Origin of the sequence: Polynucleobacter sp. 78F-HAINBA (genome assembly GCF_018882325.1) — a bacterium.
GTDB lineage: Bacteria > Pseudomonadota > Gammaproteobacteria > Burkholderiales > Burkholderiaceae > Polynucleobacter.
This window is the reverse complement of the sequence record NZ_JACVOQ010000001.1, coordinates 358190-371609: the sequence shown is the minus strand read 5'-3', so window position 1 is coordinate 371609 and position 13420 is coordinate 358190. Positions and strand designations below refer to the sequence as shown.

The window sequence follows — 13420 nt, the reverse complement described above, 5'->3', positions numbered from 1 at the left end:
ATTCAAAATTAGTAAGGGGAATGGAATGACAATTCGTGTCGCAATCAATGGTTATGGTCGTATTGGTCGTATGGTCTTACGTGCTTTGTATGAAGATCAAGTGAACGGTAAGCCAAGGCGTGATATCAAAATCGTTGCAATTAATGCGATGGGTGATATTGATATCAATGCGCACCTGACGCAATATGACTCTGCGCATGGTCGTTTTCCTGCTGAAGTAAAAGTGGATGGCGATTGCATGGTGGTCAATGGCGATCGCATCAAGATGTTCTCCACCCGCAATCCTTTAGAAACTCCATGGGGTGAGTTGGGTGTGGACTTGGTGCTTGAGTGTTCTGGCAAATTCACTTCAAAAGAAAAAGCCATGGTGCATATCTCCCAGGGTGCGAAGAAGGTATTGATTTCTGCTCCCGGTGAAAAAGATGTGGATGCCACAATCGTTTACGGTGTAAACCAACAAGTTCTCAAGCCAAGCGATATCGTTGTTTCTAACGCGAGCTGCACGACTAACTGTTTAGCGCCATTGGTTAAGCCATTGCTAGAAAAGATTGGTATCGAGTCTGGCTTGATGACCACAATTCATGCATTTACCAATGATCAGGTTCTGACTGACGTCTATCACAAGGATATGCGCCGTGCGCGTTCTGCTGTGACCAGCATGATTCCAACGAAGACAGGCGCTGCAAAAGCGGTAGGCTTGGTATTGCCAGCTTTGGCAGGGCGCTTTGATGGTTTTGCGATGCGCGTCCCCGTCATTAACGTTTCTGTTGTGGACTTAACCTTTGCTGCCAGCCGCGCTACCAGCGTGGACGAGGTGAACTCCATCCTCAAAACAGCGAGTGAGGGCGAATTGAAAGGTATTTTGGGTTTCAACACCCTGCCTTTGGTATCCATCGACTTCAATCACGACCCACGCCCCAGTATTTATGATGCTTCCCAAACTCGCGTCTCAGCGGATGGTAAGTTGGTCAAAGTATTGGCTTGGTATGACAACGAGTGGGGCTATTCAGTCCAAATGCTCAATGCCGCTGAAGCATTAATGGCTGTAAAGTAATGAATTAATCGGGTTTTAAGGCTAAAATCCCTTAAATTCTTGCTTTATATGTAAAAAAGACCTCAATTGAGGTTTTTTTTCAATATCTGCTCTTATCTTCTTAAATTAGAGCTTTGGCTTATTTCGGCAATTCTTCTTTTGGCAGTGACCATACATAGCCAAAGAGTGCTCTTGGAGCTTAAAACCGAGGTTTTTGGCAATATCGCGCTGCCTCTTCTCAATTGCCTCATCGACAAACTCTTCAACATGGCCGCAATCTAGGCAGACTAAGTGGTCATGGTGTTGGCCCTCATTGAGCTCATAAATAGCCCTACCATCACCTTTGCTGGACTCAAAATGACTACGGAGCAAGAGCCCTGCTTGTTCAAACTGGGTGAGTACCCGGTATACCGTAGCCAAGCCAATTTCTTTGTCATCTTTGGCTAAGGCCATAAAGACATCTTCAGCGCTAAAGTGAGTGCCGCCATTTTGATGAAAAAAATCCAAGATTTTCATGCGTGGACCGGTCGCCTTGAGGCCAATATCGCGTAAATCTGCTGGAGTCGGGTTTTGGTTCATATTCATGGGTTTGGGAGCTAAAATCAATGTCTTAATGATACGGCCTGCCATGCAAAATTGCCTTCAACTTTTTACCCGTCTATTGAACTCCATTTTTAGGGTTTTCGACCTCGCTCGGACGGGGTTAATTATTGCTGCACTTGGTTCGGTATTGCTTGCTACTGGCTGTACCAGCGCTGTTGATGACACGCAACGCGCCTGGATGAACAAAGTCTTTAGACCTTATGTGCCGGATGTGGTGCAGGGCAACTTTATTTCGAGCGAACAGTACGCCAAGCTACAAGTTGGTCAGAGTCGCGAGCAAGTTCGCCAAATTCTGGGCACACCTTTGCTCGCTAGTTATTTCCATGCCAATCGCTGGGACTATGTTTTTGAATTTAAGCGCGCTGGCCAGCCAATGAGTAAAGAGCGTCGCGTCACCGTATTTTTCGAGGGTGATAAGTTAGTCAAGTTCCAAGGTGATGCATTACCAACAGATGTAGAGTTGGTCGAGGAAATCGATGGCTACGCAAAATCGAAGAGATCATTCTGGGATGTGATGACGGGGTCGAACAAGCCTCCAGTAACACCGCCTTTGCAGCAACCCGAGTTACTAGTTCCTAGCCCAACTAACAATTTGCCGGCTGGGGCGACTGTGCCTGCGGCTCCTGCTAGCAGTTCTTTTTGGGACTTCTTTAGTTTTTAAAAAAAATCGCCAGATGCCCAGCCAGCGCCTCAACAGTTAGGTCCTGGTGCTCTCAACGTTCCGCAGGCTAGTGAAGTTAAATAAAGATTACTGTTGTGTTGATGTCGAGTGATTTCTTTCGACAACCTTGAATAAGAAACGAAGATACAAATGATGAGAATCGCAATTGCTGGTGCCACTGGCCGTATGGGAAAAATGTTGATCGAGGCTGTACTCAATTGCTCAGATGCTGAGTTGGTTGGCGCCTTGGAGCATGAGTCATGCCCTTTGCTTGGTGAAGATGCTGGTGCGTTTTTAGGAAAAAAAACTGGTGTAGCAATTACGTCTGATATTACAAAGGCTTTAACTGACGCTGAGTTTTTAATTGATTTCACTCGCCCAGAAGGCACGATGGCTCACTTAGCCGTAGCGCAAAAGACGGGTAGCAAAATGATTATCGGCACTACTGGTCTAAGTCCAGAGCAAATTGAAAGCCTTAAGAAAGCTTCCGCCAATTTAGCTATCGTATTTGCTCCCAATATGAGTGTGGGTGTCAACGCGACATTTAAGTTGCTAGAGATTGCTGCCAAGATGTTGAACGAAGGTTATGACATTGAAATCATTGAAGCTCATCATCGTCATAAAGTAGATGCGCCTTCTGGCACTGCACTCAGAATGGGTGAAGTGATTGCAGATGCGCTTGGTGAGAAATTAGACGATGTGGCTGTATATGCCCGCGAAGGTCACACGGGCGAGCGCAAAGTTGGCTCAATTGGTTTTGCCACTATTCGGGGTGGAGATATTGTGGGCGATCATACCGTCCTATTTGCAGGCGAGGGCGAGCGTATTGAGATCAGCCATAAATCTTCTAGCCGCCAGTCTTACGCGCAGGGTTCATTGCGCGCTGCACGCTTCTTACAAGCGCAGAACTCAGGCTTGTATGACATGCAAGATGTTCTTGGCCTGCGCAAGTAAGTAAAGTAATTCAGTGAATTAAATCAGAATAGAAGAAAAGAGTTGTATTGAATGAGTAAGGATTACGATCACCGCAGTATTGAAGCTGCAGCACGAGCTGATTGGGAAAGCGCACAAGCTTATAAAGTAGCCGAGAACGCAGTGGATGCTTCCGGTAAGCCAAGACCAAAATACTATGCCTGTTCCATGTTGCCTTACCCATCGGGTAAGTTGCATATGGGTCACGTTCGTAACTACACCATTAACGATGTGATGGCGAGACAGTTGCGCATGGAGGGCTATAACGTACTCATGCCGATGGGCTGGGATGCGTTTGGTATGCCGGCAGAGAATGCAGCGATTCAGAATAAGGTGCCACCAGCTAAATGGACCTACGACAACATTGCTTATATGAAAAAGCAAATGGCGGCGATGGGTTTGGCAATTGATTGGTCGCGTGAAGTTGCTACTTGCAGTCCTGATTACTATCGTTGGAATCAATGGCTCTTTTTGAAGATGCTTGAAAAGGGTGTTGCTTATCGCAAGACTCAAGTGGTGAACTGGGATCCAATCGATCAAACGGTATTGGCTAATGAGCAGGTGATTGATGGGCGCGGTTGGCGCTCTGGAGCCTTGGTTGAGAAGCGTGAGATTCCTGGTTACTACTTCAATATCACGGCCTATGCAGAACAACTCCTCTCTGGTTTGGATAGCTTGGGTTGGCCTGAACGCGTCAAAACGATGCAGCAAAACTGGATTGGTAAAAGTCGTGGCGTACGTTTTGCGTTCAAACATGAGATTGCTGATGCGCATGGTCACTTTGTTCAAGATGGTCAGCTGTATGTATTTACTACACGTGCAGATACCATCATGGGTGTTACTTTCTGCGCGGTTGCGGCTGAGCATCCATTAGCAACGTTGGCTGCCACAACGAATCCTGAGTTGGCAGCATTTATTGAAAAATGCAAAACGGGTAGTGTGATTGAGGCTGATCTAGCTACTCAAGAAAAAGAGGGCATGTTCACCGGTCTGTATGTGACGCATCCACTCACTAATGAGCCAGTACCAGTTTGGGTTGGTAATTATGTCTTGATGTCTTACGGCGATGGTGCTGTTATGGGCGTGCCTGCACATGATGAGCGCGACTTTGCCTTTGCTCTCAAATATGACTTGCCGATTAAGCAGGTGATTGCCTTGCGCGCTCCTTCAGATATGTTCAACACCAGCCAATGGCAGGATTGGTATGCGCAGAAGGATGATGTTGTTTGTCTCAATAGCGGTAAGTACGATGGTTTGTCGCATGAAGAGGCAGTTGATGCAGTAGCCAAAGATTTAGAGCAAATGGGTATTGGTGAAATCAAAACCACTTACCGTTTGCGTGATTGGGGTATCTCTCGTCAGCGCTACTGGGGTACGCCGATTCCGATTATTCATTGTGGCGATGAGCAGAACCCAGGCTGTGGTGCGGTGCCAGTACCCGAGGCCGATTTACCCGTGGTGTTGCCTGAAGATTGCGTGCCAGATGGTAGCGGTAATCCACTGAATAAACGTGCTGATTTTCTCAATGTGAAGTGTCCAAAATGTGGCAAGCCTGCACGTCGTGAGACTGACACCATGGATACCTTCGTAGATTCATCTTGGTATTTCATGCGTTACACCGGTCCAGATGCCAAAACCATGGTGGATGGCCGTAATGAATACTGGATGCCAATGGATCAGTACATTGGCGGTATTGAGCATGCGATTTTGCATTTACTTTATGCGCGCTTCTGGACTAAGGTCATGCGCGATCTCAATCTCATTACCTTTGATGAGCCATTTCAAAACTTGCTGACGCAGGGCATGGTGCTCAATGAGACTTATTACTCTGAAGAGGCTTCCGGTAAAAAGACTTGGTTGAATCCTTTGGATGTAGAACTCGAGTTAGATGAAAAAGGTCGCCCTCAAAGCGCTAAATTGAAGGGTGATACTTCTGGCACTCCAGTCATTATTGGTGGTGTTGAGAAGATGTCCAAGAGTAAAAATAATGGCGTTGATCCTCAAGCCTTAATTGATCAATATGGTGCCGATACTGCACGCCTCTTTGTCATGTTTGCTGCTCCTCCTGAGCAACAGCTTGAATGGTCTAGCGCTGGTGTTGAAGGCGCTTCTCGTTTCTTGCGTCGCGTATGGATGTATTCCAGCAGTCAGGCTGAAGCGATCCGCGCCGCTAGTGAAGTGTTGCCAAATGATTTGAATGACGCAGAAAAAGAATTACGTCGTGAAGTGCATACCATCCTGAAGCAGGCCAACTTTGACTATCAGCGTCGCCAGTACAACACCGTAGTCTCTGCAGCAATGAAGATGCTGAACGTCTTAGAGCCTGTGAAATTAGGTGATAAGTCTGCGGTGCGACCTGCTGTATTGCGTGAGTGTTTGAGCATTTTGATTCGGGTGCTTTACCCCGTTGTACCTCACCTAACCCATGCCCTCTGGAACGAGATTGGGTACGAGCAATCTTTTGGCACTCTATTGGATGCACCATGGCCCATCGTTGATGAAGCTGCGCTGATCCAAACTGAGTTGACCATCATGTTGCAAATCAATGGCAAGCTGCGTGGAGATATTCGGGTACCTGCGGATGCGACTAAAGAGCAAATTGAGGCCTTGGCATTACAAAGCGAGCCTGCTGTGAAAGCATTAAACGGCGCTGCACCTAAGAAGGTGATTGTGGTGCCAGGCCGCTTGATCAACATTGTTGCTTAGATCCTTGCAAATTACTTTAAATAGAAACTAACAGATGCGCGTAAATCACCTTCGACGTACTATGCTTGGATTTCTGGCACTGGCTCCGGTCAGTGGTTTGATCGCCTGTGGCTACCGTTTGCGTGGCATGGTGGATTTGCCATTTAAGGTAATTGCGATTACTGGTAGCCCATCACCACCCCTGAGAACTGATCTACAAACAGCCATTTTGACGGGTACTGATGCGAAGGTAGCAATCAACCCTAAAGATGCTGATCTTATCTTAGAGATTACAAGCGATCTCAATGGCCGCGAAATCTTGGCGTACAACTCGAATGGTCAGGTCTCTGCCTATCGCTTAAACATGCGGGTTGGTTTTAGAGCGTATGACAATGCCGGAGCAGATGTGGTGCCCGAAGCGGAGATTTATATGACGCGTGATATGGACTTCTCGGTGTCCACAGTTTTAGCAACGGATGTTCAAATGCAGCAATTCTTGTCTTTGATGCGCAGAGATCTTGCAGTACAAATTCTGCGTCGTGTTGCTGCGTCGGCCCGAGCGCCACGGGCTAAAAGCTTTTAAAGAATGACGAGCAAATCGCATGGTTAAGAGCGATGCCCTGCAGATTCATTTGAAGTCACTGAATTCAGCGGCTTCATTAAAGCCTCTCTATATATTTAGCGGTGATGAGCCTCTCCTCATGATGGAGGCGATGGATCAGTTGCGTGCCACTGCAAAAAAAATGGGTTACACCGATCGGGAAGTCTTATTGCAAGAGCGTGGGTTTGATTGGAGCGCTTTACTCAGTGCCGGCCAAACCATGTCTTTATTCGGAGATAAGCGCTGGGTTGAGTTACGTATCCCGACCGGGAAGCCTGGTCGTGATGGTGCGGATGCACTCAAACAATTCTCTGCCCAAATCGAGTCTCAGTCGGTGGGATCTGAGGGACCAGACACTATTTTTTGCATCATCCTACCTAAATTAGATGGCAAGACTAAAACCTCTGCTTGGTTTAGCGCCTTGGATGAAGCGGGCATGGCGATTCAGTTGGATTCCTTAGATCGCACGCAATTACCGCAATGGATTGCTGGGCGCCTGAAGAAGCAGGGTCAAGAAGTGCAGTCAGGTCCAGATGGGCAACGCGCTTTGGCATTCATTGCGGAGCAGGTTGAGGGCAACCTCATAGCAGCTCATCAAGAAATTCAGAAGCTGGGTTTATTGCATCCTGCTGGCGTCCTTACTGAGGAGCAAATTCGATCAGCCATTTTGAAGGTGGCCCGCTATAACGTCTTTGAATTGACTGAAGCGATGTTGGCTGGCGATTTGCCTCGCTTAAATCGCATGTTGGATGGTCTCAAAGGCGAGGGTGAGCCTTTAGTTTTGATTCTGTGGAGCGTGACTGAAGAGCTTCGGATACTATCGAAACTGAAGGCAGCAAGTGATGCCGGGGAGTCTGTACAGAACTTAATGCGTGCTAATCGCATCTGGGGCAATAAGGAGCGCTTATATCCCATGGCCCTAAAACGGGTGCAGCCTTTGAAGTTGCGCAGAGCGATGCAGGTGGCAGCAGGTTTAGATCGTCAGGCCAAAGGGTTGCATGCTGCTGAGTTGCCAGCAGATCCTTGGGATGGTTTGCGTTTGGTAGGTAATTTATTGCGCTAGATAAAACTGGCATGAAAAATCCAACTTAGATACAACAATATTAATTTTGACTTAGTAAATATATGAGTAATTCAACGAACACCATTCAGCAAATGATGCAAGATATCGGCCGACGTGCTCGTCAGGCCTCACGCGCAATGGCGCGGGCATCTAGCGAACAGAAAAATCAGGCTTTATTGCATATCGCGAAGTTGGTTCGTGAACATTCCGAAGAAATTCAGCGTGTGAATGCGCTTGATGTTGCCCGCGCAAAAACGAATGGCCAAGATGCCGCCTTTATCGATCGCCTGACTATGATTCCAAAGACGATTGAGTCCATGGCCTTGGGTTTGGAGCAAATTGTTTCTCTGGAAGATCCAATTGGGAAGATTACAGCTTTGCAAAAACAGGCCTCTGGTATTGAACTCGGTCAGATGCGTGTGCCACTGGGGGTCATCGGCATTATTTATGAGTCTCGTCCAAATGTGACGATTGACGCAGCCGCCCTTTGCTTGAAGTCGGGTAATGCGGTTATCTTGCGTGGTGGTTCAGAGGCAATTGATTCAAATGCCTTGTTGGCGCAATTGATTCAAGAAGGCTTAGATGCTGCTAATTTGCCAATGGATGCGGTACAGGTTGTGACCACTACAGATCGTGCAGCTGTTGGTGAAATGATCACTATGACTGAATATATTGATGTAATCGTGCCACGTGGTGGCAAGAGTTTGATTGCCCGCTTGATGGCGGAGGCACGCGTGCCGATGATTAAGCATTTGGATGGCATCTGCCATACCTATATTGATGCTGACGCAGATATCGCGATGGCGATTAAGGTTTGCGATAACGCTAAGACCCAGCGCTATGCCCCTTGCAATGCGATGGAAACACTCTTGGTCAACAAAACCATTGCACCTCAAGTCTTACCAGCCCTATGCAAAATCTACCAAGATAAGGGTGTGGAGTTGCGTGTTGATAGCCTTACCCGCAATACTTTAGAGGCTGCAGGATTCACAAATTTAGTTAATGCAGTTGAGGAAGATTGGCAAACAGAATATTTGGCACCAATCTTGTCAATTAAGACTGTTGCCGATATCGATGAAGCAATTAGTCATATTGAGCAATACGGTAGTAAACATACTGATGCCATCATTACCAATAATCAAGCACAGGCAAATCGCTTCTTACGCGAGGTCGATAGTGCTAGCGTGATGGTCAATGCCAGCACCCGTTTTGCCGATGGTTTTGAATATGGTTTGGGCGCAGAGATCGGCATTTCCAATGACAAGTTGCATGCTCGTGGCCCTGTCGGCTTAGATGGACTTACTTCACTCAAATATATCGTCATGGGTCATGGCGAAATTCGCACTTAAATGCGCACTTAATCAATCCTGATTAAAGAACGATAAAAACTACAGAACGGGAACTACTTATCATGGGCAACGCATATTTATGGACTAAGACTTTTCACATTGTCTTGATTGCCTCTTGGTTCGCAGGCTTGTTTTATCTCCCGCGTATCTTTGTAAATCTGGCTGATGAAAAAAATCCTGAAGTGTATGCACGTCTACTCGGCATGGCTGATCGCCTTTTTCGTTTCATGACAATTTTGGCAGTACCGGCCGTCTTATTGGGTTTAACCCTTTGGTTGCATTTCAAGATTGGTGCTGGTGAGGTTTGGATGCATGCCAAGATGTTCTTTGTCATCCTGGTTATTGGTTATCACCATGCTTGTTGGAGCTTGCTGAAGAAGTTTCGCAATGGCGTTAATACCCGTTCGGGAGTTTGGTTCCGTTGGTTTAACGAAGTACCTGTCATTCTGCTATTGATCGTGACGGCTGTAGTCGTGATTAAGCCTTAGAGCCGAACAACAGACAACTGTTAACTGTTTAATTGTTTTTATTATTTTTTCTTTACCCTTTTTAGATTGCTAGCCTCATGAGATTTTTTGTTGTTTGTCCAGGCGGACTGGAAGTGCCTCTTGCACAAGAGCTAGCAAGTATTGCGCAGCGCCCCGACTGTAAAGCTTTGGGTGCTTGGGTGATTGATCCTACGCCGACGAGCCCTACAGGTGGAGTGGGTTTGGCGGCACCTATCTCTGCGGCGATGGCATTGAACCTGCATTCACGAATTGCAAGCCGAGTTTTACTGCAGATGGCGGAATCGCCATACCGCCAAGAAGAAGATCTCTATAAGTTGGCTAGTGGCTTGGCTTGGGAGGAGTGGTTTTCTTCCAAGCAAACTCTGCGGGTTGATGTGACTGCACACCGCTCGCCCTTAAAGAGCTTAAATTTTGCAACCTTGAAGATTAAAGACGCGATCGTGGATCGTTTGCGCGATGTGACTGGTGATCGCCCAAGTATTGATACTGCGTTTCCGGATGTGCGCGTTCAGGCTCATCTGACAGCTACTCATGCCACTATTTATTTAGATACGTCTGGTGAGGCCTTATTTAAACGTGGCTGGCGTGATGAAAAAGGTGATGCACCTTTAAAAGAAAATCTCGCCGCAGGAATCCTATCGATTACTGGCTGGAAGCCTGCCCAAACCTTATTTGATCCGATGTGTGGAAGTGGCACTTTTCTAATTGAGGCTGCACAAATGGCTTTGGCTATACCGCCGGGAGCTATTCGGGCGGGGATGTATGGCGATGATGCTAAGCCGAGTCGTTTGGCTTACCGCCCATTGGTTACTTCAGCGCATGGTTTTGGATTTCAAAGATTAAAACCATTTAATGAAGCCACTGAACAAAAGCGCTGGATTTCTCTAAAAGAAGCTGCTCAGGCTGAGATGATGGAAAAGCGCAAGCAATTTCCAGATTCAGAATCTTTAGGTATCAGTGGTGGCGATATTAATGAGCGTTTGGTGGCGATGTTCAAAAGTAACTGGCAGCGTGCACAGTTACCTGGTTTACCTGTCACTCGTCAGATTGATGCCTTGGCTAGTAAGCCGCCAGCGAGTGCTAAAGAAGGCGTGATGCTCTTGAACCCCCCGTATGGTGAGCGTCTCGTGATTAAGGGTGGCCGAGGTCAGGATCGTGCTGCGGGCGGTGATATGGAGCGCGACTCCTATGAGCAAGCTGAAGAGCCAGAAGATCGCTATGCCTTTAATCTGGAAACAGGGCGTCAAAGTGCTAAACGCTCTAGTCGCGAGTCTCTTAAAAAGTTACAAGCCCAAGAAGAACAAGATCCGAAATTTGTGGAGTTCTTGAGGCAGTTTGGTCAGCACCTCAAGGATGCTTTTGGTGGCTGGAATGTATTTGTGCTCACAGCAGATATGGCGTTACCAGGGCAGTTGCGTATTAAAGAGTCTAAGCGTACGCCACTATTCAACGGTCCTCTAGAGTGCAGGCTATTTAAGTTTGAGATGCATCAAAAACGCGATGCTGCAGCGGATTTAAAATAAAAAACATAGATAAGGGAGACGGCGATGGAATTTAAAACATATATGTGCTTAATTTGCGGCTGGGTTTATGACGAAGCTGCTGGCCTACCTGAAGAGGGCATTGCCCCAGGCACGCTATGGAAGGATGTGCCCATGAATTGGACTTGTCCTGAGTGTGGTGCACGTAAGGAAGATTTTGAAATGATGGCGATCTGATCGCCTCAAGTGAATTAACTAATAAAAATACTTTAGCGAAGGCAGGGCGGCATTTTGGGACAAAACGAGATCTTATTTGAGCGTGCGCAAAAGACTATTCCGGGTGGGGTGAACTCACCGGTGCGTGCTTTTCGTCAGGTGGGTGGTACGCCCCGTTTTGTTGCTAAGGCTAAAGGCCCTTATTTTTGGGATGCTGAAGGCACGCGCTATATTGATTTGATTATGTCTTGGGGTCCCATGATTGCGGGCCATGCAAATCCAGAGGTGGTTGAGGCTGTTAAGCAGGCTGCAGAAACTAGCTTTAGCTACGGCGCTCCTACCGCAGGTGAAATCGAATTGGCGGAACGTATTTGCCAGTTGGTTCCTAGCATTGAGCAAGTGCGCATGGTCTCGAGTGGTACAGAGGCAACGATGAGTGCTTTGCGCCTGGCGCGTGGCTATACAGGTCGTGATCTCATTATTAAATTTGAGGGCTGCTATCACGGCCACGCTGATAGCTTGCTCGTTAAGGCAGGCTCTGGCCTTTTAACTTTTGCGGACTCCACCCAGAATGCACCATCTTCTGGCGGTGTTCCTCATGATCTAGTAAAACATACGCTGGTGTTGCCATATAACGATGTAGCAGCGTTGAAGGAAGTTTTTCAGAAGCAGGGCGATCAGGTTGCGGCGGTGATTATTGAGCCTTTTGCTGGCAATATGAATCTGATTAAACCTTCAAAAGAATTTTTATCGACTCTTCGTCAGCATACTAGTGAGCATGGCAGTGTATTGATTTACGATGAGGTGATGACGGGCTTTCGGGTTGCTTTAGGTGGCGCGCAATCCCTGCAGGGCATTACTCCTGACCTCACTTGTCTTGGTAAGGTCATGGGTGGCGGCATGCCGATGGCTGCTTTTGGTGGCAAAAAAGAAATCATGTCTAAGCTAGCTCCGCTAGGTAACGTTTATCAGGCGGGCACCTTGTCAGGTAACCCAGTAGCGGTAGCTGCAGGCTTGAAGACCTTGGAGATTATTTCTAGGGAAGGTTTCTATGAGTGTCTGACTGGTCAAACTGAAAAACTGATGGCAGGTTTAAAGCTCGCTGCCGATGAAGCAGGTGTGCCGTTCGCTGTGGATAGCGTTGGCGGCATGTTCGGCTTCTATTTTGCTAATGAGGTCCCAACTTCCTTCGAGGCGGTGACTAAAACCGATATCGAAGCGTTCAAGAAATTCTTCCACTTGATGCTCGATCAAGGAGTGTATTTAGCGCCTTCTGCTTATGAAGCTGGATTTACTTCCATTGCGCATGACAATGCCGTGCTGGATGAGATCATTGCTGCAGCTAAAACTGCATTTAAAAAGTTATAAGAGCTAGTAGGCAGGATTACATTCTGAGTGGATGGTCGTAACCATCTACTTGGATAATCTTTAGATCCTTGCTTGGCTTGCCTGACTCTGGAATTTCCATGGCGGTGAGTTTGCCACCCCATACGCAACCTGTATCCAGTCCAATGACATTCTCGTGTCGTAGTAGTCCTAGAGTTGACCAGTGCCCAAAGTAAATCAGGGAGTCTTTTGTTTTTCTCTTGGGAGCTTTGAACCAAGGGATATAGCCCTTTGGGCCATCTTCAAAACCTTCTTTGCTTTCAAACTCCATGGTACCTGTGGGCGTGCAAAAACGAATACGGGTTAGCGCATTGGTAATGATGCGTAAACGCTCATACCCTTTTAGGGAATTACTCCACTTATTTGGAGTGTTGCCATACATATTCGCTAAAAAATCTTTATAGGATTTTTTGCGAAGCACTTTTTCTACTTCTTGCGCGCACTCAATTGTTTGCTGCAAATCCCATTGAGGCACGACGCCTGCATGGACGGTCAGTACCTTGCCATTACTTAATGCCATCGGTCGATGGCGTAACCAATGGATTAAGTCAGCTCTATCGGGCGCATCGAGAATAGGTTGAACAGTATCGAGCCCCTTAGTTTTACGAATACCCGCATCGACTGCGAGTAGATGAAGGTCGTGGTTTCCGAGAATGCATTCGACGCGCGCTTCTTCTTGTAATTGCTTGAGATGGCGTAGGGTACCCAAAGAGTCTGGACCTCGATTAACTAGATCGCCTAAGAAAATCATCTTAGACTGTTTTGGGAGTTTTTTGACGAGACTCTTTAATGAGGGCGCACACCCCTGAATATCACCGACGGCATAGATCTTGCTCATACCCTATCTTAAATCGGAACGCA

Annotated in this window: 13 protein-coding genes; 11 read left to right on the top strand and 2 right to left on the bottom strand. The window is 47.1% G+C overall.

The window, feature by feature from the left end; genetic code table 11:
• Window positions 1-25 precede the first annotated feature (25 nt).
• Window positions 26-1054, top strand: a complete 1029-nt coding sequence (gap, locus tag ICN11_RS01900) for a type I glyceraldehyde-3-phosphate dehydrogenase (protein ID WP_015420408.1) — start codon at window positions 26-28, stop codon at window positions 1052-1054.
• Window positions 1055-1159: 105 nt separating this feature from the next.
• Here the strand turns inward: gap and fur are convergent, their stop codons facing one another.
• Window positions 1160-1618 carry a ferric iron uptake transcriptional regulator gene (gene fur, locus ICN11_RS01895; protein WP_083893734.1) on the bottom strand — a complete coding sequence of 153 codons (459 nt, stop codon included), beginning with the start codon at window positions 1616-1618 and terminating at the stop codon, window positions 1160-1162.
• A gap of 43 nt (window positions 1619-1661) precedes the next feature.
• Here fur and ICN11_RS01890 point away from each other — a divergent pair, with 43 nt between their 5' ends.
• From ICN11_RS01890 to hemL, 10 genes are all read left to right on the top strand, one after another.
• On the top strand, window positions 1662-2297 hold the full coding sequence (locus tag ICN11_RS01890) for an outer membrane protein assembly factor BamE (RefSeq protein ID WP_255539847.1): 636 nt from the start codon (window positions 1662-1664) through the stop codon (window positions 2295-2297).
• A 153-nt stretch (window positions 2298-2450) separates the two neighbouring features.
• Window positions 2451-3251, top strand: coding sequence for a 4-hydroxy-tetrahydrodipicolinate reductase (dapB, locus tag ICN11_RS01885; protein ID WP_216228930.1), 801 nt, complete (start codon window positions 2451-2453; stop codon window positions 3249-3251).
• Window positions 3252-3302: 51 nt separating this feature from the next.
• Window positions 3303-5975, top strand: coding sequence for a leucine--tRNA ligase (leuS, locus tag ICN11_RS01880; RefSeq protein WP_216228874.1), 2673 nt, complete (start codon window positions 3303-3305; stop codon window positions 5973-5975).
• Between the two features lie 34 nt (window positions 5976-6009).
• Window positions 6010-6537, top strand: a complete 528-nt coding sequence (gene lptE / locus ICN11_RS01875; RefSeq protein WP_041484804.1) for an LPS assembly lipoprotein LptE — start codon at window positions 6010-6012, stop codon at window positions 6535-6537.
• A gap of 19 nt (window positions 6538-6556) precedes the next feature.
• Window positions 6557-7618, top strand: a complete 1062-nt coding sequence (holA, locus tag ICN11_RS01870; RefSeq protein WP_015420414.1) for a DNA polymerase III subunit delta — start codon at window positions 6557-6559, stop codon at window positions 7616-7618.
• A gap of 62 nt (window positions 7619-7680) precedes the next feature.
• Complete coding sequence (locus ICN11_RS01865; RefSeq protein WP_255539846.1) at window positions 7681-8967, top strand: glutamate-5-semialdehyde dehydrogenase; 1287 nt, start codon at window positions 7681-7683, stop codon at window positions 8965-8967.
• A gap of 62 nt (window positions 8968-9029) precedes the next feature.
• Window positions 9030-9455 (top strand): CopD family protein, encoded by a 426-nt coding sequence (locus tag ICN11_RS01860; RefSeq protein WP_216228873.1) that lies wholly within the window; start codon window positions 9030-9032, stop codon window positions 9453-9455.
• Window positions 9456-9532: 77 nt separating this feature from the next.
• Window positions 9533-10999 (top strand): class I SAM-dependent RNA methyltransferase, encoded by a 1467-nt coding sequence (locus tag ICN11_RS01855; protein ID WP_216228872.1) that lies wholly within the window; start codon window positions 9533-9535, stop codon window positions 10997-10999.
• Between the two features lie 24 nt (window positions 11000-11023).
• Complete coding sequence (locus tag ICN11_RS01850) at window positions 11024-11194, top strand: rubredoxin (RefSeq protein WP_011902084.1); 171 nt, start codon at window positions 11024-11026, stop codon at window positions 11192-11194.
• A 54-nt stretch (window positions 11195-11248) separates the two neighbouring features.
• A complete protein-coding gene (gene hemL, locus ICN11_RS01845; protein WP_216228871.1) occupies window positions 11249-12541 on the top strand; it encodes a glutamate-1-semialdehyde 2,1-aminomutase in 1293 nt (430 codons plus the stop codon).
• A gap of 16 nt (window positions 12542-12557) precedes the next feature.
• On the opposite strand, the gene ICN11_RS01840 is transcribed toward hemL, so the two are convergent.
• Entirely contained in the window at window positions 12558-13397 is an 840-nt protein-coding gene (locus tag ICN11_RS01840) for a symmetrical bis(5'-nucleosyl)-tetraphosphatase (protein WP_216228870.1), read from the bottom strand.
• Window positions 13398-13420 lie beyond the last annotated feature (23 nt).

Coding starts and splice junctions, on each gene's coding strand:
- gap (WP_015420408.1), top strand. CDS start 26: ATGACAATTCGTGTCGCAATCAATGGTTATGGTCGTATTGGTCGTATG.
- fur (WP_083893734.1), bottom strand. CDS start 1,618: ATGAATATGAACCAAAACCCGACTCCAGCAGATTTACGCGATATTGGC.
- ICN11_RS01890 (WP_255539847.1), top strand. CDS start 1,662: ATGCAAAATTGCCTTCAACTTTTTACCCGTCTATTGAACTCCATTTTT.
- dapB (WP_216228930.1), top strand. CDS start 2,451: ATGAGAATCGCAATTGCTGGTGCCACTGGCCGTATGGGAAAAATGTTG.
- leuS (WP_216228874.1), top strand. CDS start 3,303: ATGAGTAAGGATTACGATCACCGCAGTATTGAAGCTGCAGCACGAGCT.
- lptE (WP_041484804.1), top strand. CDS start 6,010: ATGCGCGTAAATCACCTTCGACGTACTATGCTTGGATTTCTGGCACTG.
- holA (WP_015420414.1), top strand. CDS start 6,557: ATGGTTAAGAGCGATGCCCTGCAGATTCATTTGAAGTCACTGAATTCA.
- ICN11_RS01865 (WP_255539846.1), top strand. CDS start 7,681: ATGAGTAATTCAACGAACACCATTCAGCAAATGATGCAAGATATCGGC.
- ICN11_RS01860 (WP_216228873.1), top strand. CDS start 9,030: ATGGGCAACGCATATTTATGGACTAAGACTTTTCACATTGTCTTGATT.
- ICN11_RS01855 (WP_216228872.1), top strand. CDS start 9,533: ATGAGATTTTTTGTTGTTTGTCCAGGCGGACTGGAAGTGCCTCTTGCA.
- ICN11_RS01850 (WP_011902084.1), top strand. CDS start 11,024: ATGGAATTTAAAACATATATGTGCTTAATTTGCGGCTGGGTTTATGAC.
- ICN11_RS01840 (WP_216228870.1), bottom strand. CDS start 13,397: ATGAGCAAGATCTATGCCGTCGGTGATATTCAGGGGTGTGCGCCCTCA.